Genomic DNA, 21,319 nt, shown 5'->3' with positions numbered 1-21,319 from the left:
GATGGTGGGTCGAGATCCATCCCTGTCCTCTCTCCCAAAGGGCGAGGGGCTTTTATGTTATTGTCGTGGCACGGGCACGGTTTGCAGCAGTTGTGCCAGCAGGCTGTCGGTGCTGATGTCGTCGATTTCGGCTTCTGCCGAACGCTGCACGCGGTGGCGCAGTACGGCGGGGGCGAGCGCCTTGATGTCTTCGGGGATGACGTAGCCGCGTTTTTGCAGGACGGCGCGGGCGCGGGCGGTGACGAGCAGGGCGATGCCCGCGCGCGGCCCGGCGCCCGCGGAGAATTGCGGCATGGCGCGGGTTTTGCGCACCAGCGCCAGCGCGTAGTCAATGATGCGTTCGTCCACTTGTACTTCCAGCAGCGCTTTTTGCAGGGCAGGCAGGGCGGCGGCGTCCAGGAGCGGGGTGATGGCGCTGGTGTTGTTGGCGAGCGGGGTGTCAAAGCCGAGCAGGCGGGCGAGCAGTGCTTTTTCTTGCGCTTCTGCGGGGTAGTCGATGCGGCTGTTGAGGAGGAAGCGGTCAAGCTGCGCTTCGGGCAGGTGGTAGGTGCCTTCCTGCTCGAAGGGGTTTTGTGTGGCGAGTACCATGAACGGCGCGGCGAGCGGCAGGGTTTTGCCTTCGATGGTGACTTGCCGCTCTTGCATGACTTCGAGCAGCGCCGCCTGGGTTTTGGCCGGGGCGCGGTTGATTTCGTCGGCGAGCAGCAGGTTGGTGAAGACCGGGCCGCGGCGGAATTTGAAGCGGCTTTCGCCGGGGTCGTAAATCATGCTGCCGGTGATGTCGGCGGGCAGCAGGTCGGGGGTGAACTGGATGCGCTGGAACTGGCCGTTGATGGCTTTGGCAAGGCTTTCGACGAGCAGGGTTTTGCCCAGTCCCGGCACGCCTTCGATGAGGACGTGGCCGCCGCAGAGCAGCGCAATCAGCGCTTCTTCGACGACTTGTTCCTGGCCGATGATGACGCGCTGCACGGCTTCGCGCAGGGCGGCTCCGGTGGCGCAGAGTTCTTCCAGGGCTGCATTCACATTGTGCTCCTTAGCCGCGCGATGGCGGTCATGTATGCGGTAAATTCGGATTCGTCCGACGGCACTTGTGCCGTCAGCAGGGTTTCGATGGTGGCGGCGCTGATGCCGCTTTTGTCGGCAAGGTCGGCCAGTTGTGCCGCGCGGTCGGGGTAGTGGTGTTGTCCGGCGGCGAGGTCGGCGGCAAGGCGCATTTGCACTTGTTCGCCGAGGAAGGTGTAGCCGTCGCGGTTGTCCGCCCAGTAGCCGCCTGCCGCGCGGAGGTGGCGGGCGATGTCGCGCGCCGCACCCGCCGGGGGCAACAGCAATGTGCCGAAGCGCCGCCCGTGGTAGTAGAGCAACGCGATGAGGGCGAGGGCGGCGGTCGCCAGCAGCGGCCACCAGCGCGCGCCCGGCCAGTGCCACGGCGGGCGTTCGCCAGGCAGGCCGCCTTGGATAAGCAGCGCCTGTTTGTGCTGTTGCAGCAGGTCGTGCAGGTAGGCGGCGTTGTCACCCTGCGCCAGCGGTACCGGGGCGTCTTTGGCGGTCTGGCCGGGGTAGGCGAAGGCGGCGCGGTTCGCCCACAGGCCGAAGTCGTGGCCGAGGGCGACGACGCGGCCACGGCCCACGGTGAGCTCCAACGCTACGGTGTTGCCGTCCGCATCTTTGTGTGTGGTGGCGGTGCCGCTGTAGTCAATGCGGCGCGCGACCGGGGCGATGATGTGCAGGGCGCTGCCGTCGCGCGTGCGCCAGGTGAAGCCGTCGCTTTTTTCTTCCAGCGTCTGCCATTTCAGACCGAAGGCTTCACCCGCCGCGTGGCCGCTTTCCAGCACCAAGAGGCCGCCCGCTGTCACCCATTCGCGCAGGCGGGTTTGTTGGGATTTTGGCAAATCCGCGCCGTTGTTTTCCAGCAGCAGCGCGTCTTTGTCTGGCGGGGGGAAGGCGCCACGCGGGCGGTCGGCCAGTTCCAGTTCGGTGCCGCGTTCGCGCAGGAAGTCTTGCGCCAGCGCGTAGGGGCGGTGTGCCGCCGTACCCGGCCAGCCGCGCCAGACTTGTTCCCGCGTGCCGCTGCCATCGTGTGCGGGCAGGAAGGTTGCCAGCAATAGCAGCGCGACGATGAGCGCGGCCGCGATGATTCCGGCGCGCGGTTTCATACGCCCTGCCACAGCGCCAGATAGCGCTCAATCACGCCGCGTACTGCTTCACGCGCCAGCGTCTCGTGGCCGTAAACGCCGCGTTGCCACAGCGCGAACAGCTCGCGCAGGAATTGTTGCTGCGCGGCGGGAAGCCCCGGCTGCGCGCGTTGCAGGTATTCGCTTTCGCTCTCGCCACGGATGAAAGCGGGCAGGCGGTGCCGTTCGGGCGCGGCAACGAGGCGCGCATAGAGGACGGCGAGCGCGGCAATCATGTTGCCGGAATGCCATTGTTCCAGCGCGGCATCGCGCGGCGGTGCCTTGCCGTCGTGCCAGACGTGCAAATCGGCGGTGTCGCCTGCCGCCGCTTTCGCCTGCTTCCGCCTGCCGTCGCCGCTGTAGGGGGCGATGATGACAAACAGCCACGCCGCGAGCGCCAGCGCCCCGCCAATGAGGAGGATGCGCGACAGTTCGCCGAAGCCGCTACTGCGCGGCAGATGACCCGACCAGCTTCCACCACTATTGCCATTACCGCCGCCGGAAGCCGCACGCCGGGGGACGACGCGCATTTCATACGGGCCCTGCTGCGCGTCATTGACCCGCGCCTCCACCCAGGCCTTGTCCGCCTGTGCGTCCACCGCCTGCGCCGGGGGCGCGTGCAGCACGGCAAACGCCAGCCCGGCGGCGAGCAACAGCGCGGGTAGCCGCGCCGCCAACGCCTGCAAATCCAGCGCCAGCGCCCAGCCCTCGCTGATAATGCGGCGATTCAGATAAAACATGAAACCGCAGGCGACATAGAGCAGCGTCGTCAGCGCCGCCAGCGGAAAATAGAGCACGGCGAGACTGGCATAGAGCCAGTAGGCCGCTTCATGAAAGGCGGCGTAGTCCTGCAGATACAGCGACCAGTCAATCTCAAACGGCGGCAACACATACAACATGGCGAGCAGCCACACCGCCTCCAGCAACATCAACAAAAACAGCAGCCCGTTACTTGCGCCGCTACCGCGGAAAAAACGCAGCCGCTCGCGGTAGGCGCGGCCATCAACTTCTTCCAGCAGGCGTAGCGCATGACGCACCGGTGCCATTGCCCGCGAGAAACGCAGCAGCGTCAGCTCGGCGACAATGCCGGGGGCAAAGGCAGATTTCTGCTCGCGCCAAAAATCCGCCTCCTCATGAAAAACCAGACGGCTCAGGCGCACGAGCGGCGGGCGCTCATACAGCGGCTTCAGCCACCACACCACCACAATCGCCCACAGCGGATCGCCGCTTGCCGCCCACACCACGAGCGCGAGCAAAACCGCCACGCCCCACAGCGGCAACAGCGTGCGCAGCAGGCTGAAACCATACAGCCGCGCCACCATAAAACCGAGATTGAGCGCCTCCTTCGGCGTGCGGGCACGCACCTTAATCGACAATTGGCGCATAACCGCGACCCGCCAGCGAAAAATACGCGATGACCAGCGCCCAGCAGACCGCACCGCTCAAATACTTCAGCGCCGGCGGCAGCCAAATCGCCGACCAGAACGCCTCTACCAGCGCCGCGACAAAAAAGAGCAACACCAGCGCCACCAAAATCGGGAAAAAGCGCTGCAACAACGCGCGCACCGCATCGCCGCGCCGCTGCCGGCCGGGCATAAACAACCCGCGCGCCAGCGCCAGCCCGCAGGCACCGGAAAAAACAATCGCCGTCAGCTCAAACGCCGCGTGAGTAATCACAAAGGGAAAAAACGTCACCCCGGCATAGCCGAGGGTAATCATGTGTGCGCTGACGATGCCGAAGAGCCAGCCGTTATAAATCAGCGCGACAAAGACGCCGATGCCGAGCAACGCGCCGCCTGCCACCGTGCGCAGGCCGATGCCGGTGTTATTGCTCAAATAATGGCCGAACATCAGCACATCGCTGTCCGCGCCGCGACTCTCGCCGATACGCTTGCCCTCATCCGGCTTGTACATCTCCGCGTATTCCTGCGCCTGCTCCGCCGCCACCTCCGGCAACAGCAGGCCGACGCCAAGCGCGGCCAACATCGGCAACACAAACAGCGCCGTCGCCAGCGCTACATAGCGCCACTCGCGCCGCACCGCCTGCGGCAACTCATACAAAAAATAAGCGGCAACCTTCGCGCCGCTGCCGCGCTGACGGCGGTACAACAACTGATGCCCCTGCATGGCGAGACGCTGCAAACGCGCCAGGAGCGCGGGCGAAAACCCGGCATTCTCCGCATAAACAAGCTGCTCGCACAAGGCGCGGTAGGCGGGCGGAAAATCCGTCAACAACGCCTGCTGGCGCGTGCCGCGTTCGCGTTGCCAAAAAAAATGCTCCAGCGCCTGCCACTGCGACTCATGCACCTCGACAAACTGCTGCTCCTTCATGCCGCACGCATCCCGCGCAAAAACCGCCCCCAGGCGCGCAACAGCCGCACCCGCTCGCGCCCGTCACAATCGGGCAACTTCGCCGCGAGCGGCGCGCTCAACTCGACCAGCCGCTCCTCACGGTGCGCGTCCGCATACGCGGCAAAATCCATCAACACCCGCTGCTCCTGCCGCGACAGCCGCCACGGCGGCGGCAACACCTCGCCCGGCTGCAACACCCGCGCGGCGGGCGCGGGCGCCTTCCTGAAAATCACCACCGTCCCCGCCATCCAGTCGCCGAGGCGCTGATTCTTCGGGCTCACCAACAAGGCGAGCGTGCCGACAGCAAAAAACGCGGGCAGCCAGTCCAAATAACGCAACACATTGCGCCACGCCGCCTGCGCCGCCGAAAGCGGCATCAAATCCGCGCCAATCACCTGCAAATTGCACCAGCGCTTGCCCGGTGTTACCCCGGCACACAACCACTCAAACAAAAAGAAATACCCCCAAATGAGGACAAAAGTGAGCGCGAGAAAAATGCCGTGCGCCGCCGCGCTGCCGCCAAAGAGCCGCACCGACAAAAAAGCCAGCACAAAAACACAGACCACAATCAACAACACATCGCACAACAGCGCCTGCGCCCGCGACAGCGGATCGGCCAGCACCGCGACCAGTTGCACCCCCTCCGGGGTTTCCACATAAAGCGCGTCGTCGAGGAGCATTAACGGCCTGCCGTTGCCAGCATGGCAAGCCACCCAAACAGGGCGATAGTGCCAAAAATAATAGCGATCAACATCAGCACACCGAGCAGGCGGATAATCTTCATCTGTGCCTCGCAGGCGCGCTCAATATCGCCTGCCTCACCGCTATCCATCGCCACCGTACACGCCTTGTAATAAGCACGAAAAAGAACAATCTGCCAAATCCCCATCGCCAGCGAATAAAGATTCCAAAGAAGATCCTTGCCATTATTGCTAAAAAACAACAGCAGTGTAAAAAAGACGTTGATAATCATCACAACAAACATGGCAAAGCTCCAGCGGGCGGCCGCAGGCAAATGTTCCGAAATATTGTTCATAAAAATTCCTTGTCCCAAATACAAAAAAGCGAAGGGCAGTTACGAAAGTATCCCGCCCAGCAAACCAAAAACAAAGCCAATAATAGTCAAGATGGCACTTATCTTGAAAAAAGAAGTGCTGCTGATAAAACACTGCTCCGCATCATCCATGTTGCCGTCTGTCTGCAACGCCTTGCTGGCATCGGCATAACGCCGCATCCGCATCCCCAGCACCCCAAAAATAATCATGGCGGGCAATCCCACGATTAACCCTATCAACAGCAGTTTCCCTGCCTCCTCTCCTTTCAGACTTCCAAGAATGGCTGAACCAGATTTTATCAACAGCACAATGCCTACCGGAACAGCGATAATACCGAGAAAATACCCCACGCTTTGCACCCGCGCCCAAAAAGCGCCCTTGGACAAATACTCCACCATCGCCGGGGTCAGCTCCCCGTCCGGCGCAATTGTCTGCAGGGAAGACTGCGGCGCGCGGTACAAATTGTCATCAGAACTCATGTATTCACTCCTTTTTGCTTGATAAACCGGTGGTCAATGACCGCAGGCGAGTATAAAACATTTCCACTCTTTCATGAACCTGCTTCACCTTTCGCGCCCGCCCGTGCAAGGCGTCGCCGGGTACCGCGCAACAACGAAAAAGCGCCCTTGCGGGCGCCTGTTTTGGGCAGGTTTCAGGACGATGCCTCGTTTTGCAACATTTTCAGCAAATCGTCCGGCTTGTAATAGCCGGGAATAAGCGTGCCTTTCGGGGTAATGATGGCGGGGGTACCCTGCACGCCAAACTGGTGGCCGAGCTGGTAGTGCTTTTTCACCTTGTCGGCGCGGGTTTCGACAATGTCCTTGCCGTTTTCGAGGTCGGCGAGCAGTTGCGCGCGGTTTTCTTTGGCGGAAAAGACGGTTTCCATCTGCCGTGCGATTTTGCTGCCGACGCCGCTGCGCGGGAAGGCGAGGTAGCGCACGGTGATGCCGCGCTCGTTCAGCGCACCGATGTCCTTGTGCAGCAGTTGGCAGTAGTGGCAGGAGGTGTCGAAGAAAACGGTGATGGCGTATTTTTCGTTTTTCGCCGGGAAGAGGATCATCTCGTCTTTCAGCGCTTCCAGTTTGGGCAAAAGCGGGCGGTTGCTGAGGTCAACCGGCCCCTTGTCGCCCAGTTCGACCAGGTCGCCTTGCAGGTAGTATTTGCCGTCTTCGGTGGCATAGAAAATGCCCTGTTCGGTGATGACGCTGCGCATTCCGGGGATGGGGCTGTCGCCGATTTCCACGCTTTTCAGGCCGAAGTCGTGCAGTTTTTTGCTGATGATGGCGTCATCGGCGTGCGCGCTGGCAGCCAGGGCTAGCAGGGTCAGGGCTATGGTTTTTTTCATATTTTTCTCTGTTGTGGGGAAAGGGCGCGGATTATAGCGCATCGTTTCTTGCGCGCGCGTTGCGTTTTTGTGTGGCGGCGGCTCAATTTACCCGTATAGATAGCGCAGATACCGCCCCGAAGGGCGATATTTTATTTCCGGTTTATAGCCATCCACCGAAAGTTTCAGGCAAGGCGAAGACAGTACGCGGTTGTACGGCGAAGCGGTGCAACACAGTATGAGGCTTTCGGTGGATGGCTATACATACAGGGTAGCGGGGATCGTGTATGTATAAGAGCCTGTTTAAAATCTTGGAGAACTGCATTTTTCCGTGTGCTTGTGTAGGAAACTGAAAACCGGGAAAACAGCCAATATGCCCCTCTCCCTGTGGGACTGGAACAGCTCGCGCAGCGAGAGAGGGCCGGGATGAGGGCAGCAAACGATTGAAAAAACCGGAATTTCGATTCATGAACAACATCCCTCCACCCTCTCCCCGACCCTCCCCCGCTGCGGGCTTCGCCCTGCAGGGGAGGGGGATTTTAAACAGGTTCTAAGTGGAGCAGTATCAGCCGACCGGCGCGTGGTAAAACAACACGATCAGCACCTGACCGACCATGATGCGCATGAAGGTGGTAAGCGGATAGACGGCGGCGTATTTGAGCGCGGTCTGGTCGGATTGGGAGATTTCTGTCGCAAACGGCAGTACCGGCGCGCCGGTGTGCGAGCCGGTGAGCAGGCCGCAGATTTCCGGGAAGGTCAGTTTGCCCCAGAGGCGGGCGGTGATGGCGGTGACGACGAGCGGCACGGTGGTGATGGCGATGCCGAGCACCATCCAGTAGAGGCCGTCGCCATCTTTGAGCGCGGCGAAGAAGGCCGGGCCAACGCTTAAGCCGACGCTGGCGAGGAAAAGCGCGAGGCCGAGTTCGCGCACCATCAGGTTGGCGCTTTGCGAGACGTAGTGGGTGACGGAGAAGCGTCCGCCGTAGCGGCTAATCAGAATGGCGACAATCAGCGGCCCTCCGGCAAGCCCCAGTTTGACCGGCACCGGCACGCCGGGAATCGGGATGGGGATGGCGCCCAAGACGATGCCGAGGGTGATGCCGAGGAAGAGTTCGGCAATGTGCGGGATTTGCAGGTCGCGCTTGGAGTTGCCGAAGGCGCTGACGGCGTGGCGGAGGTGGCTGTCGTCGCCGATGAGGGTGATGGAGTCGCCGAATTGCAGGCGGGTGTTGCGGTCGGGGACAAATTCAATCCCGGCGCGGCGGACGCGGCTGATGTTCACGCCGTAGCGTTCGTGGATGTTGAGGCTGGAGAGTTTTTTGTTGCAAACGCCGCTTTGGGTGACGTTCACCCGCATCGAGTTGATGTAGGCGGGCGAGGTGGTGCGCGGGTTTTCGCTGAAGATGCTGGTGCTGACCTGACCGCCGATGAGGGTCATCAGCCGGTCGGTTTCGTCGTCGCGGGCGATGACGAGGAGGATGTCGCCCTGCTGGATGTGTTTGCTGTCGTCGGCGAGGGTGATTTCGCCATTGCGGGCGAGGCGCGAGACGGCGAAGCTGGTCGGCAGGATCTGCCGCACGGCGGCGACGGTTTTGCCCGCCAGCATCGGGTTTTCGACTTGCAGCGCGATGCGGGTGACGGAGGCGGTTCCCGCGCGCAGGCGGCGCAGGGTCAGGCGTTTTTCGGCCTGTACGTTGATGCGGAAGCCGTATTTGACGAGGAAGATGGCGGCAATCAGCCCCATCACCCCGCCCGGATAGGCTGCGGCGTAACCAGCGGCCATTTGCATCGCTTGGCTGCCGTCACCGACGAGGTTGGTCAGCGTCTGCTGCGCCGCGCCGAGGCCGGGGGTGTTGGTAACTGCGCCCTGCATGATGCCGACGAGGATGGGCAGGTCGCCGCTGCCCATCTGGTAAAAGGCGAGGACAATCAGCACGTCAAACAGCACCACGACGAGCATCAGCGCGTTCAGCTTCAGCCCTTCGCGATGGAACGAGGCGAAGAAGCCGGGGCCGACCTGCAAACCGATGGTGTAAACGAAGAGAATCAGCCCAAACTCTTTGACGAAATGGGCGATATGTTCATTGATGGTAAAGCCGAGGTAGGAGAGGATGATGCCGGTGAACAGCACCAGCGTCACGCCGAAGGTGATGCCGAAAATGCGCAGGCGGCCAAGTGCGGCGCCGCTGAAGATGGTGAGGGCGTAGATGACGGCGGTGTAAGCGACGCTCTCGTGTTGGGTGAATAGCTGGGTGAGCCAGTGCATGGACAGTCCTCGCGGGCGATATTAAAAAACGGTATTTTATCGCGAACGGGGACAGTCGCGGCGAAATCAGGCGTCCTTCAGCTTCGCCCAGTCATGCACCGTCACCCCGCGCTGATCCCAAGTCAGCACTGCTTCCTGCTCCAGTTGCTTGAGCAGGCGCGACAGCGTCTCCGCGCGGATGGCGAGGTATTCGGCGAGGTCTTTCTTGTTGATGTCGAGCGGATACAGCGCGCCGTTCTTGCGCTCGCCCTGCATATGGTCGCGCAGATAATGCAAAAGGCGGGTGCGCGCATCGAACACGCTCAGCATCTCGATTTGCGTACTCAAAATCTGCACATATTCCGACAACGCGCCCATGATGGCGAGACACAGCTCCGCGTTTTTCAAAAGAATCTCGCGGAACTCGCGGTTATTGATGACCAGCAGCTCGGTGTCTTCGGTGGCGATGGCGTTGGCGGGGTAGGTGTCATGACGCATGAACATCAGCGCTTCGCCAAAACTCTGGCCACGGCTGAACAGCTTGATCGTCTTCTCCTTGCCATCCGGCGCGGAAAAATAAAGGCGCACCGTGCCGGAAAGGACGAGGAAAAAATCGGTAGTCTTCTGATTTTTGGAGAAAATCATGCTACCTGCCGAATAACGGCGACGGTGCTGGTGCCGGGTCAGACGCTGGCGGTCTTCCGGCGACAGCGGGGAAAGAAGGTAATGTTTTTCAAAGACATCAGTCATGGCGGCACCTGCTGGCGGGGAAATGTCAAGCCATTATAGACGTAAAGCGGACTGCAAGACTTCTGAATGCCGCCTGCCCCGTCACCCGCCTGCCGTCATCATGCAGAATGCGCCTGCCACTTGAGCTGTGCCGCATCCAGCAACTCCCGCGCGGCGGCAAGCGCGGATTCCACCGCCGCCGGTTCGCCGTCAAAACCCAGCTCGCTTTCAAAATGCAGCTTCGGCAGGCTGGACACCGCCACCTGCGGGAAACGCGCTTCCAGCGCACTCATCACCGGCGCCAGCTGGCTTTCCGGCGCGAACACATCCAGTGCCGCATAGTGCCGCGCGCGGCCATCGGCGCGGTAAAACGTATCCAGCACCCAGTCCATCATCGGCTGCGCCATCTGCGGAAAGCCCGGCACGCAGTGAATGCCGCGCAGCGAGAAGCCCGGAATGCCATTGACCGGATTGGGAATCAGGCTGGCGCCCTGCGGAAAATGAATCAGCTCGCGCCGCGCCGGGGTGAAATCCGCCGCGCCATATTTGGCGAGCAGCAGCGCCTCGCCCTCCGGGTGAAATTCGAGCGGCACGCCGCAGGCCTCGGCGACCGCCTGCCGCGTGCGGTCATCCGGCGTCGCGCCGATGCCGCCAAAACTCAAGACCACCTCGCCCGCTTCCAGCGCGCGGCGGTAATGGGCGACCAGCGCCGCCGCGTCATCGCCCAAAAAATGCGCTGCGGCAAGACGCAGCCCGCGCGCCTCGCACGCCGCCCGCGTGTTGGCAAAATGCACGTCCTGCCGCCGCCCGCTCAAAATCTCGTTGCCAATCACCAATAATTGCAAACACTTACTCATGACCCTGCTCCACCTGAACCAAAGAAGACACGGGCGCGGGTGCAGACGGCTTCAGCGTCAGACACACCACCCCGCAGACGATCAGCGCGATGCCAAACCACTCGCGCGCGCTCAGCCGCTCACCGAGGAAAGCAACGGCGAAAAAGGCGACGAACACCACCGACAGCTTGTCCACCGGGGCGACGTGCGCCGCCTGCCCCAGTTGCAACGCCTTGAAATAAAAGAGCCACGACAACCCTGTCGCCGTCGCCGACAGCGCGAGAAACAGCCACTGCTTGCCGCCGACAGTGGCGGGCGACTGCCACTTGCCGAGAAAACTGACCCACAGCGCGACAATGCCGACGATGAACACCGTGCGGATAAACGTCGCAAAATCGCTGTCCAGCCCCTCCAGCCCGATTTTGGCAAAAATGGCGGTCAGCGCGGCGAACACCGCTGATAACAAAGCAAAAAACAGCCAGGACATAACGCTCTCCTTCATAAAAAAATCTGCGCGCATGATAGCGCCAAACGGCATGACGGGCGGCCTACCTTAGCAACGCGGACGTCCTGAGGCGGGCGGAAACCGCATCATGGCGGACTTTGCGGCGGTTTCGCGCTAACATGAGCGCTTGTTTGGAGGAGCCTGTGTTACGTCGATTGATTTACTGGGGATTGTTGTTGCTGGCGCTGGCGCTCGCGGTGCCGGCGGGATGCTATGCCTGGATTTCCTGGAGCAGCCGCAGCTATCTCTATGACAGCGTGGCAGAAATCCCGGCGCGACCGCTGGCGCTGGTACTCGGCACGGCGAAATACACCACCGATGGCCGCGTCAATCTCTATTACCGCGCCCGCATTGACGCGGCGGCGGCGCTCTACCGCAGCGGCAAGGCGCAATACTTCATCGTCAGCGGCGACAACCGCAGCCTTTCCTATAACGAACCGGCGCAGATGCGCGCCGACCTCATCGCCGCCGGCATTCCCGCCGCGCGCATCCAGCCCGATTACGCCGGACTGCGCACGCTCGACAGCGTCTTGCGCGCCGACCGCGTCTTTGGCAACCGCGACTACATCATCGTCAGCCAGCCCTTTCACAACGCGCGCGCGGTATTCCTCGCCCGCCACCACGGCCAGGCGGTGATTGCGCTCAACGCCGCCGACCCGATGCAGTTGCGCTATCGCCTGAAAACGCAGGTACGCGAAATCGGCGCACGAATGCGCGCGGTGTGGGACGTGGTTTCCGGCAAAGAAGCGCGCCATTACGGCGAGCCAATTCCGTTTCCGCCAGAAGATTGAGGCGCGTGCTAATGAAAAAAAACCGCCCTTCGGGGCGGTTTTTATACGCGCGTAATTACCACAGCGCGTAGGGGCGGTTAGGCAAAGCCGTAACCGCCCGTTTAATTAAAACGAGCATGAGTAATTCCAGTTTTGATAAACAAGTTTAATGCCGTTTTTGCCAGGATTTGGCGGCGGGAAGCAGGGCACATTGACTGTCGCCAATGCTATCTGCGGGATAGTCTGTGTATAGCGTGATGACGGTGATTCCATCCGGGGCTTTGAATGAGCCTTGCGGGGATTCATTGGCATAAAGCGACAGGAATAGCGGTTTTCCCTGAATGTCCAGCTGATAATAGCGGCTCACAATCATGTCGGGTTCATCTTTGGGGCAGGGTTCGGTGATGGGTTCCATAATGGTGGATGCCTTGAACTGGCGGCGCAGATATTTCTCGCACAGCGCCAGGGTTTCGCAATGATGAAAGCTTTCAAACCATATCCGGGCAATCCGTTGATGATTATCCGCGAATGCCTTTATCCAGGCATTCCCGGTATCGCCACCGATGGAAGGGGTTGGATAACCGAGCTGCACGGTAAGCCGCCGCTTATATTTGGGAAAGCCAACCAGACGGCTGCGCCCGTCAAATTCGTTCGTATGGTCAAACGCTTTGCGCAATTTCTTGCGCGCTTTATGCGCTACCGGTTTATTGTCTATTTCCCAGACAATGCCTTTTATATCCGCCAAATCATGCCAGTGGCTACGCTTTGCCATCCATTCGGCGACGCGCTGCATGGACGAGGATTCTTTTTCGACGTCAATATCGCTTTCGTCACCGATTTCATCCGCGCCCGCAATGCGCAGCCGCTCAAAGGTATCAAACTCTACTTTGCGGATAAAGTCTTCGGCGCGTTCCAGTTTTGCCTGGTATTCCTTGTCTCTTTTTTCCTGCTCCGGGTCAGAATGAAAAAAATGGATACGCCCCAGCCTGGATGTTTGGTCTTCACCGGCATCCTGCGGGAAAGAGAATTTTACAGGGTATGCCGCAGCATGAATGGCAAGGGCGAGCAAGGCGGTAATATACAGGATTTTGTGCATGGTGATTTTGGGTGTTTAGTGGACGTGCGGATATTTTTTGATTAGCGGCAACAGCGGGCATTCTTTTTTTATATTATCGAGATTCCGGCTGTCCAGTTTGGGATAAAACTCCAGTTCGGTATAACCCCATTCGCCCATTCCCTGACTGCCATCCAGCTCGGCATAGAGTTTCAGGAATAAATAATGTCTGCCAAGAGCAAGGCGATAATAACGGAGCAAAGCAGGATACGGAAAGTCTGCGCCTTCGTCGCAATAGCCAGTGATGGGTGTGATGACAACCTCTTTTTTGAATTGGCGGCGCAGTATGGTTTCGCATTCTTTATGGCTACGGCAGGCATAAAATATGGTGAAGCTGGCGCTTTTGATGTCTTCTTTGTTTTTTGTCCATGCGCTAAAGTTGCCTTTGCCCGCATCGCCACCGATAGCGGGAAATTTTTTGCCCGCTTGCGTCAGCGGACGTTTTTTGAATTTGGGAAATCCAATCAGGCGGCTTTTGCCTTCGATGAAATGAATATCCAGGTGGCGCCAAAGCCAGACATATGTTTTTAGATGATGGTAAGGGACAGGCCAATTTTTATTGGCGCGATGCCATTGTATTTGCGCTACAGGTTGCAGGAATAATCCCTGCCAGCGGCTATCACGAAGCAGATGTTCGGCGACACGCTGCGCAGGCGAGGATTCTTTTTCGACGTCTATGTCGCTTTCGTCGCCCATTTCATTGGCACTTTCGTCATAAAGTCGGTTGTAGGTATTCCACTGTATTTTTTCGATGTATTCTTTGGCGCGTTCCAGGTTTTTCCGTTCTGCCTGTTCCGCAAATTCCTGGGCAAGTTCTGAAGCGTCATCAAAATGGAATGTATAGCGCGGTGTCTGGACGTGTAATTCACCAGTTTGCGCGATGGTGCTGGGCGGCGGTGCGGTGGCTGCGCGGTGGGTTTGGTATGTGATGCGCGGGTAGAGGGATTCTTGCGCATGGCTGTTGGCAGCAAGGGCGAGCAAGGCAAGCAGTATGGTGTGTGTGAGATTTTTCATCTTTTTCAGCGCTACGGTTTTGCTGTTTTGTCTTGAGCGGCACAAGGATTGAGATGCCGCTACGGTGTGCCTGCGAGTATAGGCGCGGGCGCGAAGCGCGGCAATGCGCCGCGTCGCCCTTGAATCCCCCCGCCGCGCCCCCAATTCGTCAAACATCTTCACCCTACAGGAACCATCATGTTTGACGCACACTCCACTACCATCCTTTCCGTGCGCCGTGGGCGGCACGTTGCCATCGCCGGCGACGGCCAGGTCTCGCTCGGCAATACCATCATGAAGGGCAACGCCCGCAAAATTCGCCGCCTGTACAAGAACCGCATCCTCGCCGGCTTCGCCGGGGGCACGGCGGACGCCTTTACACTCTTTGAGCGCTTCGAGGGCAAGCTGGAGGAGCAGGACGGGCAACTGCTGCGCGCGGCGGTCGAACTCGCCAAAGACTGGCGCACCGACCGGATGCTGCGGCGGCTGGAGGCGATGCTGATTGTCGCCGATGAAACCAGCACGCTGATTCTTTCCGGCAACGGCGACGTGGTCGAGCCGGAAGACAGCATCGCCGCCATTGGCTCCGGCGGGATGTTTGCGCTGTCCGCCGCGCGCGCGCTGTATCACAACACCGAGATGGACGCGCTCACCATCGCCCGCAAGAGCCTGGAAATCGCCAGCGACATCTGCGTCTATACCAACCACAACATCATTACCGACGAATTGAAGGGCTAAATGCTGCTCCCTCTCACTGTGGGACTGGAACAACTCGCGCAGCGACAAGCATTGCTTGCGAAGCAAGAAAGGGTTGGGGAGAGGAGAGCAAACGTGAACAACAGAAAATTCACATTTGCGAACCCTATTGCTACCCCCACCCCGGCCCTCCCCCGCTGCGGGCTTCGCCCTGCAGGGGAGGGAGAAATTAACACCGACCTCGCAAAAGGACACCCAAAATGGATAACAAAACCGAATACCGCGACCTCAACATGACCCCAAGTGACACGAGGGCGCGCGGTATCGGTTTGACCATCCCAAGCCGTCTGCATTACTGAATCATGCACGACCGCCATTTACCCTCCCGTACCGCGCGCACGAGCGCACGCGGTGCCAACCAAAAATTTTGAGGAATCCCACATGGATAACAAAACCGAATACCGCGACCTCAACATGACCCCGCGTGAAATCGTAGAAGAACTTGACCGCCACATCATCGGCCAGAAAGCGGCGAAGCGCGCCGTCGCCAACGCCCTGCGCAGCCGCTGGCGCCGCCGCCAAATCCCGGAGCCGATGCGCAGCGAAATCACGCCGAAAAACATCCTGATGATTGGCCCGACCGGCGTCGGCAAAACCGAAATCGCGCGCCGTCTCGCCAAACTCGCCGAAGCGCCGTTCGTCAAGGTTGAGGCGACCAAATTCACCGAAGTCGGCTACGTTGGCCGCGACGTGGACAGCATCGTCCGCGATTTGGTCGAAACCAGCATCAAGCTGGAACGCGAACGCGCGCGCAAGCAGGTGCAGACCAAGGCGCGCGAAGCGGCGCTGGAGCGCGTACTCGATGCCCTCGTCCCGCCCGCCAAAGGCGCCAGCAGTTGGCACGACGGCGCCAACGTCCCGGAAGACAACCCGGCGCGCAAAACCTACCGCGAACGCATCCTGCGCGAAGAGCTGAACGACAAGGTCATCGAAATCGAAGTGCGCGATATGCCCACCGCCTCGCACGTGGAAATCATGGCGCCGCCGGGGATGGAGGACATGAGCAGCCAGCTCTCCGAACTGTTCCAGAACCTCGGCAAACAGCGCACCAGCAAGCAGAAAATCAAAATCGCCGACGCCCTCGTCCAGCTTGCCGAAGAAGAAGCGGACAAACTCGTCTCCGAAGCGGACATCAAACAGCAGGCGATAGCGAATGCCGAACAGAACGGCATCGTCTTCATCGACGAAATTGACAAGGTGGCGAAACGCAGCGACGTCGGCGGCGCGGACGTCTCGCGCGAAGGCGTGCAGCGCGACCTGTTGCCGCTGGTGGAAGGCTCCACCGTCTCCACCAAATACGGCATGATCAAGACCGACCATATCTTGTTCATCGCCTCTGGTGCCTTCCACCTCGCCAAACCGTCCGACCTCATCCCTGAGCTGCAAGGGCGGATGCCGGTGCGGGTCGAACTGGACGCACTCGGCGTGGATGACTTCCGCCGCATCCTCACCGAGCCGGACCACAGCCTGATCAAGCAGTACACCGCGCTGCTCGCCACCGAATCGCTGCACCTCGAATTCAGCGACGACGGCATCGAAAAAATCGCGGAAATCGCCTACCACGTCAACAAAACCACAGAAAACATCGGCGCGCGCCGCCTGCACACGCTGATGGAGCGGCTGACCGAAAGCCTGTCGTTCGACGCCGCCGACCGCCCGGACGGCGACCGCATCCGCATTGACGCCGCCTATGTGGAAAACGCCCTCGGTGAGTTGTCGCAAAACGAAGACCTGAGTCGCTTTGTGCTGTGAGATCGCGCAAAGAAAATCCCGCCGTGCTGGCGGGATTTTTTTTTGTAGGGTGGGGCTTGTCCCACCGTTAGCTTCCGGGTGTTTCATCATAGTGGGTCAAGCCCCACCCTACTTGCATCGGCAGAGCCGCATAAGGTCGGGCATTTATGCCCGACATTTTGCGAGTATCGCTATAGTCGTTCACCCCTCCCGTTCGGCGAAGGCGGCGGCGATGCCGATGACAACGTTCGCCGCCTGCTCCATCACGTCCAGCGAGATGTATTCCAGCGGGCCGTGGAAATTGGCGCCGCCGGTGAAGAGGTTCGGCGTCGGCAGTCCCATGAAGGAGAGGCGCGCGCCGTCGGTGCCGCCGCGAATGGGCTCAATCACCGGCTCGATGCCCTGCGCGCGCATCACGTTTTCCGCAATTTCAATCAGGTAGCGGTGCGGTTCGACTTTCTCGCGCATATTGCGGTAATGCTCGTGGATTTCCACCGTGCCGCAGTCCGCGCCGTAGTCGCGCTGCATCGCGCTCATGGTGTCGGTCAGCATTTTGCCCCAGGCGGCGAGCTCTTCGCGGGTAAAGCTGCGCAGCGCGTAGAGCAGGCGGCAGGCTTCGAGCGAGCCTTCGATTTTGCGCAGGAAGATGAAGCCTTCGCGGCCACCGCTGGTTTCCGGCGCGGGGTGCGCGGGCAGGCGGCTTTGGAATTCGCAGGCGCGCGCCCAGCCGTTCACCGTCACCCCTTTCGCCGTGCCGGGGTGGACGCTGCGGCCGTAGAGGGTGACGACCGCTTCGTCGGCGTTGAAGTTTTCGTACTGCAATTCGCCGAGGCGGCTGCCGTCAATGGTGTAGGCGACGTCCGCGCCAAAGGCGGCGACGTCAAAGTGATTCGGGCCACGGCCAATTTCTTCGTCCGGGGTGAAGGCGATGCGGATTTTGCCGTGCGCGATTTCCGGGTGCGCCTGCAAATATTCGATGGCAGCAAGGATGATGGCGATGCCGGATTTGTCGTCCGCGCCGAGCAGCGTTGTGCCGTCGCTGGTGACGAGCGTGTGCCCGCGCAGTTCGCCGAGCTGCGGGAAGTCCTGCGGCGACAGCACCGCGCCGCTGCCTGCAAGCCGGATGTCGCCGCCGTCGTAGTGTTCGACGACTTGCGGGCGGACGTTCTCGCCGCTGAAATCCGGCGCGGTATCGACGTGCGCGAGCAGTCCCAGCACCGGCACGGCGCGGTCGGTGGTGGCGGGCAGGGTGGCGAAAAGGTAGCCCTTGTCGTCCAGGGTGATGTCGGACAATCCCATCGCCGTCAGCTCGCTGTGCAGCAGATGGAGCAAATCCCATTGCTGCGGCGTGCTGGGGACGGTGGAGCTTTTCGCGTCGGAGGTGGTATGAACCTGGACGTAGCGCAACAGGCGCGCGAGCAGGGGCTGTTTCAGGTCGGCAGGGGTCATGGTGTTTCCTTGAGATGAATGGAGCGGTCATGATAGCGCTGCGGGCGGACGGTGGCGTGCGCCATGCGAAAAAAGCCGGAGGATTCCGGCTTTTTTCGGCTATCGCGATGGGCATTACGCCAAATGGTCGCGCGTCGCGGCGAAGCGGATATCGGGATGGCGCTCCTGCGTCAGTTGCAAATTGACGCGGCTGGGGGCGACGTACACCAGTTGGCCGTAGTGGTCGTGGGCGAGGTTCGCCTGGTTTTTGTCGGTAAAGGCTTTCAGTGCCTTGTCGTCCGGCGCTTCCACCCAGCGCGCGGTGGCGACGTTCACCCCTTCAAACTGGCATTCCACGTTGTATTCCGTCTTCAATCGCTCCTGCACCACGTCAAATTGCAGCACGCCGACCGCACCCAGTATCAAATCGTTGCCAAGCAGCGGTTTGAAGAATTGGGTCGCCCCTTCTTCGCAGAGTTGTTCCAGCCCTTTTAGCAGCGCTTTCATTTTCAGCGGGTCTTTGAGGCGGACGCGGCGGAACAGTTCCGGCGCGAAGTCGGGGATGCCGGTGAATTGCAGCTCTTCGCCTTCGGTGAAGGTGTCGCCGATGCGGATGGTGCCGTGGTTGTGGATGCCGATGATGTCACCGGCGACGGCGGTGTCGATGTGTTCGCGTTCGGCGGCGAGGAAGGTGAGCGCGTCCGGGATTTTGACGTCGCGCGAAAGCCGCACCTGACGCAGTTTCATGCCGGGCGTGAAGGTGCCGGAGTTGATGCGCATGAAGGCGATGCGGTCGCGGTGTTTCGGGTCCATGTTCGCTTGTATTTTGAAGACGAAGCCGCTGAATTTGCCTTCTTCTGGGGTAACGGCGCGGGCGGTGGTGGCGCGGGCGCGCGGCGGTGGCGCGTACTCGGCAAAGCCGTTCAGCATTTCGCGCACGCCGAAGTTGCCGATGGCCGAGCCGAAGTACACCGGCGTCAGTTCGCCGCGCAAGTAGGCGTCGTGGTCAAAGGAGTTGCCCGCTTCGCGCAGCAGTTCGATTTCATCACGGAAGGCGGCGATGCTGTCCGGCAGCAATTCGTCGAGGCGCGGGTTATCAAGCCCCTGCACTTCTTCGCCGTTATTGACCAGCGCGCCTTTGCCCGGCTCGTAGAAATAGACTTTGTCTTCAAGGAGATGGTACACGCCGCGCAGGGTGCGCCCCATGCCGATCGGCCAGGTGACGGGCGCGCAGCGGATTTTCAGCACGTCTTCCACTTCGTCGAGCAGGCTCATCGGCTCGCGTCCTTCGCGGTCGAGCTTGTTGATAAAGGTAAAAATCGGCGTGTCGCGCAGGCGGCAGACTTCCATCAGCTTGATGGTGCGCTCTTCCACGCCTTTGGCGCAGTCGATGACCATCAGCGCGGAGTCCACCGCGGTCAGGGTGCGGTAGGTGTCTTCGGAGAAGTCTTCGTGGCCGGGGGTGTCGAGCAGGTTGATGACGCGGCCTTGATACGGAAATTGCATCACCGAGCTGGTGACGGAGATGCCGCGCTCCTGCTCCATTTTCATCCAGTCGGAGGTGGCGTGGCGCGCCGCCTTGCGCCCTTTGACGGTGCCCGCGAGCGCGATGGCGCCGCCGAAGAGCAGCAGTTTTTCGGTGAGGGTGGTCTTGCCCGCGTCGGGGTGGGAGATGATGGCGAAGGTGCGGCGGTCGCGGTAGTCGTTGGAAAGGATGTCGCTCATGGGATTTTGGCTATGAAAACAAGGGCGCGGATTGTAGCGCAATCGCCGGGCAGGGCGGCGCTTTTTGCGCTATCCTCACCGCAGTTTTCAACCGGAGAACGCTCATGGAACTTTTCTCGTTACAGGGTCAAACCGCGCTCGTCACCGGCGCCGCGAAGGGCATCGGCAAGGGCATCGCCACCGTGCTGCGCCGCGCGGGGGCGGAAGTCATCATCGCCGACATTGACCGCGAACACGGCGAAGCGACCGCCGCCGTACTGGGCGGGCATTACCAGCCGCTGGACGTGCGCGCGCAGGACAGTTGCCGCGCTGCCATCGCCGCTGCCGTCGCCCGCTTTGGCGCGCTGGACATCCTCTGCTCCAACACCGGCATTTTTCCGCAAAAAACACTCGCTGAAATGACGGAAGCGGACTGGGACGAAACGCACGGCATCAACCTCAAAGGCACCTTTTTCATGGTGCAGGCGGCGGCAGAGGCGATGCGCCCGCGCGGTTATGGCCGCATCGTCATCACCTCGTCCATCACCGGGCCGGTGACGGGATTCCCCGGCTGGAGTCACTACGGTGCAAGCAAGGCGGGGCAACTGGGCTTCATGCGCTCGGCGGCGCTGGAATACGCGCGCTTCGGCATTACCATCAACGCCGTCATGCCGGGCAACGTGCTGAGCGAAGGGCTGAAAGCACAAGGCGAGACGTACCTTGCGCAGATGCGCGCTGCCATCCCGACGCACACCCTCGGCACGCCGGAAGACATCGGCTACGCCGCCTGCTTCCTCGCCAGCCGCGAAGCCGCCTACATCACCGGACAGACGATTATCATCGACGGCGGGCAAATCCTGCCGGAATCGGCGGAGGCACTGCTGTAAGTGAAGGCAAAAACCCCGCTGCGGCGGGGTTTTTCGCTGTGCGGAGCACTGCCCCACCGTGCCATAATGCCCGTCCCTTCAATCACAGGAGATAACCATGAAAAACACCACCTTTTGCTACCTCGCTGGCGGATTGTCGCTTCTCGGCGGCATCCTCGCGCTTGCCAACCCCTTCGCCGCCAGCCTGACCGCGACCGTACTCGCCGGTTGGAGCTTTATCGCCGTCGGCACACTGATGCTCATCGCCGCCAACCACCCGCTTGGCTTCCATCTCGCCGTGTTCCTCCTCGGCCTGCTGGTGCTGGCGCTTGGCGTGCATCTTGTCTTTGACCCGCTGCGGGGCGTGGTCTCGCTCACCGCCGCCGTCGGCAGCCTGCTGCTGGTCGCGGGCATCCTTCGCATCAGTGCCGCGCTGCGCCTCTACGGCTATTTTCGCGGCACGCTGCTGGTTTCCGGTCTGCTCTCGTTCGTCCTCGCCGTGCTGATTTTTGCGGATTTCCCGCAATCGGCGAACGTCATCCTCGGCCTGTTCCTCGCCATCGAGCTGCTCTCCAACGGCATATCGCTCATCGTCCTCGGTATGGCGCGCAGTCGCTATTGAGCGCATAACGACGCCCGCAAAAAGCCCGCCAATATGGCGGGCTTTTGTTTGGCTATATAGCCGTCCACCCTAAATAATATACTCAATAAAAGCCCGCTCCACCGCCTGTAGCAAATCC

Annotated in this window: 21 protein-coding genes; 5 read left to right on the top strand and 16 right to left on the bottom strand. The window is 60.7% G+C overall.

Translation table 11 applies throughout. From position 1 onward, the window contains the following. Window positions 1-57 precede the first annotated feature (57 nt). The 12 genes from ACO54Z_RS03250 to ACO54Z_RS03195 all read right to left on the bottom strand — a co-directional run bounded on the left by ACO54Z_RS03250 (window position 58) and on the right by ACO54Z_RS03195 (window position 11,214). Entirely contained in the window at window positions 58-1,023 is a 966-nt protein-coding gene (locus tag ACO54Z_RS03250) for an AAA family ATPase (RefSeq protein WP_485995729.1), read from the bottom strand. Further along, a complete protein-coding gene (locus ACO54Z_RS03245; RefSeq protein WP_485995728.1) occupies window positions 1,020-2,153 on the bottom strand; it encodes a DUF4350 domain-containing protein in 1,134 nt (377 codons plus the stop codon). The genes ACO54Z_RS03250 and ACO54Z_RS03245 overlap by 4 nt, the downstream gene beginning before the upstream one ends. Next, window positions 2,150-3,556, bottom strand: a complete 1,407-nt coding sequence (locus ACO54Z_RS03240; protein ID WP_485995727.1) for a hypothetical protein — start codon at window positions 3,554-3,556, stop codon at window positions 2,150-2,152. The genes ACO54Z_RS03245 and ACO54Z_RS03240 overlap by 4 nt, the downstream gene beginning before the upstream one ends. Then, window positions 3,537-4,502 (bottom strand): stage II sporulation protein M, encoded by a 966-nt coding sequence (locus ACO54Z_RS03235; RefSeq protein ID WP_485995726.1) that lies wholly within the window; start codon window positions 4,500-4,502, stop codon window positions 3,537-3,539. The genes ACO54Z_RS03240 and ACO54Z_RS03235 overlap by 20 nt, the downstream gene beginning before the upstream one ends. Next, on the bottom strand, window positions 4,499-5,203 hold the full coding sequence (locus ACO54Z_RS03230) for an RDD family protein (RefSeq protein WP_485995725.1): 705 nt from the start codon (window positions 5,201-5,203) through the stop codon (window positions 4,499-4,501). Before ACO54Z_RS03230 ends, ACO54Z_RS03235 begins: the two co-directional genes overlap by 4 nt. After that, on the bottom strand, window positions 5,203-5,559 hold the full coding sequence (locus ACO54Z_RS03225) for a hypothetical protein (protein WP_485995724.1): 357 nt from the start codon (window positions 5,557-5,559) through the stop codon (window positions 5,203-5,205). Before ACO54Z_RS03225 ends, ACO54Z_RS03230 begins: the two co-directional genes overlap by 1 nt. A 39-nt stretch (window positions 5,560-5,598) precedes the next feature. Beyond that, entirely contained in the window at window positions 5,599-6,057 is a 459-nt protein-coding gene (locus ACO54Z_RS03220; RefSeq protein WP_485995723.1) for a hypothetical protein, read from the bottom strand. Window positions 6,058-6,230: 173 nt separating this feature from the next. Further along, window positions 6,231-6,923, bottom strand: coding sequence for a bifunctional protein-disulfide isomerase/oxidoreductase DsbC (gene dsbC, locus ACO54Z_RS03215; RefSeq protein ID WP_485995722.1), 693 nt, complete (start codon window positions 6,921-6,923; stop codon window positions 6,231-6,233). Window positions 6,924-7,467: 544 nt separating this feature from the next. Then, window positions 7,468-9,168, bottom strand: a complete 1,701-nt coding sequence (locus tag ACO54Z_RS03210; RefSeq protein WP_485995721.1) for a putative transporter — start codon at window positions 9,166-9,168, stop codon at window positions 7,468-7,470. A gap of 66 nt (window positions 9,169-9,234) precedes the next feature. Then, on the bottom strand, window positions 9,235-9,897 hold the full coding sequence (locus ACO54Z_RS03205) for a Crp/Fnr family transcriptional regulator (RefSeq protein WP_298081407.1): 663 nt from the start codon (window positions 9,895-9,897) through the stop codon (window positions 9,235-9,237). Window positions 9,898-9,995: 98 nt separating this feature from the next. Then, window positions 9,996-10,733 carry a competence/damage-inducible protein A gene (locus ACO54Z_RS03200; protein ID WP_485995720.1) on the bottom strand — a complete coding sequence of 246 codons (738 nt, stop codon included), beginning with the start codon at window positions 10,731-10,733 and terminating at the stop codon, window positions 9,996-9,998. Continuing rightward, a complete protein-coding gene (locus ACO54Z_RS03195) occupies window positions 10,726-11,214 on the bottom strand; it encodes an EamA family transporter (protein WP_485995719.1) in 489 nt (162 codons plus the stop codon). Before ACO54Z_RS03195 ends, ACO54Z_RS03200 begins: the two co-directional genes overlap by 8 nt. A 146-nt stretch (window positions 11,215-11,360) precedes the next feature. On the opposite strand from ACO54Z_RS03195, the gene ACO54Z_RS03190 reads away from it, so the two are divergent. Then, window positions 11,361-12,008 (top strand): SanA/YdcF family protein, encoded by a 648-nt coding sequence (locus tag ACO54Z_RS03190; RefSeq protein ID WP_485995718.1) that lies wholly within the window; start codon window positions 11,361-11,363, stop codon window positions 12,006-12,008. Between the two features lie 145 nt (window positions 12,009-12,153). On the opposite strand, the gene ACO54Z_RS03185 is transcribed toward ACO54Z_RS03190, so the two are convergent. Next, entirely contained in the window at window positions 12,154-13,083 is a 930-nt protein-coding gene (locus tag ACO54Z_RS03185; RefSeq protein ID WP_485995717.1) for a hypothetical protein, read from the bottom strand. Between the two features lie 15 nt (window positions 13,084-13,098). Next, complete coding sequence (locus ACO54Z_RS03180) at window positions 13,099-14,343, bottom strand: hypothetical protein (RefSeq protein ID WP_485995716.1); 1,245 nt, start codon at window positions 14,341-14,343, stop codon at window positions 13,099-13,101. Here ACO54Z_RS03180 and hslV point away from each other — a divergent pair. Both hslV and hslU read left to right on the top strand, forming a co-directional pair. Next, on the top strand, window positions 14,293-14,832 hold the full coding sequence (hslV, locus tag ACO54Z_RS03175; RefSeq protein ID WP_006985110.1) for an ATP-dependent protease subunit HslV: 540 nt from the start codon (window positions 14,293-14,295) through the stop codon (window positions 14,830-14,832). The two genes, ACO54Z_RS03180 and hslV, sit on opposite strands and share 51 nt — an antisense overlap. A 399-nt stretch (window positions 14,833-15,231) precedes the next feature. Beyond that, window positions 15,232-16,602, top strand: a complete 1,371-nt coding sequence (hslU, locus tag ACO54Z_RS03170) for an ATP-dependent protease ATPase subunit HslU (RefSeq protein ID WP_485995715.1) — start codon at window positions 15,232-15,234, stop codon at window positions 16,600-16,602. Window positions 16,603-16,782: 180 nt separating this feature from the next. On the opposite strand, the gene pepT is transcribed toward hslU, so the two are convergent. Beyond that, a complete protein-coding gene (gene pepT / locus ACO54Z_RS03165; protein WP_485995790.1) occupies window positions 16,783-18,015 on the bottom strand; it encodes a peptidase T in 1,233 nt (410 codons plus the stop codon). A 129-nt stretch (window positions 18,016-18,144) separates the two neighbouring features. Next, entirely contained in the window at window positions 18,145-19,734 is a 1,590-nt protein-coding gene (locus ACO54Z_RS03160; RefSeq protein WP_485995714.1) for a peptide chain release factor 3, read from the bottom strand. A 104-nt stretch (window positions 19,735-19,838) separates the two neighbouring features. Here ACO54Z_RS03160 and fabG point away from each other — a divergent pair, with 104 nt between their 5' ends. Next, window positions 19,839-20,600 (top strand): 3-oxoacyl-ACP reductase FabG, encoded by a 762-nt coding sequence (gene fabG, locus ACO54Z_RS03155; protein WP_485995713.1) that lies wholly within the window; start codon window positions 19,839-19,841, stop codon window positions 20,598-20,600. Window positions 20,601-20,697: 97 nt separating this feature from the next. After that, a complete protein-coding gene (locus ACO54Z_RS03150; protein ID WP_485995712.1) occupies window positions 20,698-21,201 on the top strand; it encodes an HdeD family acid-resistance protein in 504 nt (167 codons plus the stop codon). The last annotated feature ends 118 nt before the right edge of the window (window positions 21,202-21,319 follow it).

This window comes from Cardiobacterium sp. (genome assembly GCF_057314735.1).
Note: the sequence above shows the minus strand (reverse complement) of the source record. Positions and strands in the feature narration are given on the sequence as shown.

Excerpts from the sequence above, each read along its gene's own strand:
- ACO54Z_RS03245 (WP_485995728.1), bottom strand. The coding sequence starts at position 2,153 with ATGAAACCGCGCGCCGGAATCATCGCGGCCGCGCTCATCGTCGCGCTG.
- ACO54Z_RS03240 (WP_485995727.1), bottom strand. The coding sequence starts at position 3,556 with ATGCGCCAATTGTCGATTAAGGTGCGTGCCCGCACGCCGAAGGAGGCG.
- ACO54Z_RS03235 (WP_485995726.1), bottom strand. The coding sequence starts at position 4,502 with ATGAAGGAGCAGCAGTTTGTCGAGGTGCATGAGTCGCAGTGGCAGGCG.
- ACO54Z_RS03230 (WP_485995725.1), bottom strand. The coding sequence starts at position 5,203 with ATGCTCCTCGACGACGCGCTTTATGTGGAAACCCCGGAGGGGGTGCAA.
- ACO54Z_RS03225 (WP_485995724.1), bottom strand. The coding sequence starts at position 5,559 with ATGAACAATATTTCGGAACATTTGCCTGCGGCCGCCCGCTGGAGCTTT.
- ACO54Z_RS03220 (WP_485995723.1), bottom strand. The coding sequence starts at position 6,057 with ATGAGTTCTGATGACAATTTGTACCGCGCGCCGCAGTCTTCCCTGCAG.
- dsbC (WP_485995722.1), bottom strand. The coding sequence starts at position 6,923 with ATGAAAAAAACCATAGCCCTGACCCTGCTAGCCCTGGCTGCCAGCGCG.
- ACO54Z_RS03210 (WP_485995721.1), bottom strand. The coding sequence starts at position 9,168 with ATGCACTGGCTCACCCAGCTATTCACCCAACACGAGAGCGTCGCTTAC.
- ACO54Z_RS03205 (WP_298081407.1), bottom strand. The coding sequence starts at position 9,897 with ATGACTGATGTCTTTGAAAAACATTACCTTCTTTCCCCGCTGTCGCCG.
- ACO54Z_RS03200 (WP_485995720.1), bottom strand. The coding sequence starts at position 10,733 with ATGAGTAAGTGTTTGCAATTATTGGTGATTGGCAACGAGATTTTGAGC.
- ACO54Z_RS03195 (WP_485995719.1), bottom strand. The coding sequence starts at position 11,214 with ATGAAGGAGAGCGTTATGTCCTGGCTGTTTTTTGCTTTGTTATCAGCG.
- ACO54Z_RS03185 (WP_485995717.1), bottom strand. The coding sequence starts at position 13,083 with ATGCACAAAATCCTGTATATTACCGCCTTGCTCGCCCTTGCCATTCAT.
- hslV (WP_006985110.1), top strand. The coding sequence starts at position 14,293 with ATGTTTGACGCACACTCCACTACCATCCTTTCCGTGCGCCGTGGGCGG.
- hslU (WP_485995715.1), top strand. The coding sequence starts at position 15,232 with ATGGATAACAAAACCGAATACCGCGACCTCAACATGACCCCGCGTGAA.
- ACO54Z_RS03160 (WP_485995714.1), bottom strand. The coding sequence starts at position 19,734 with ATGAGCGACATCCTTTCCAACGACTACCGCGACCGCCGCACCTTCGCC.
- fabG (WP_485995713.1), top strand. The coding sequence starts at position 19,839 with ATGGAACTTTTCTCGTTACAGGGTCAAACCGCGCTCGTCACCGGCGCC.
- ACO54Z_RS03150 (WP_485995712.1), top strand. The coding sequence starts at position 20,698 with ATGAAAAACACCACCTTTTGCTACCTCGCTGGCGGATTGTCGCTTCTC.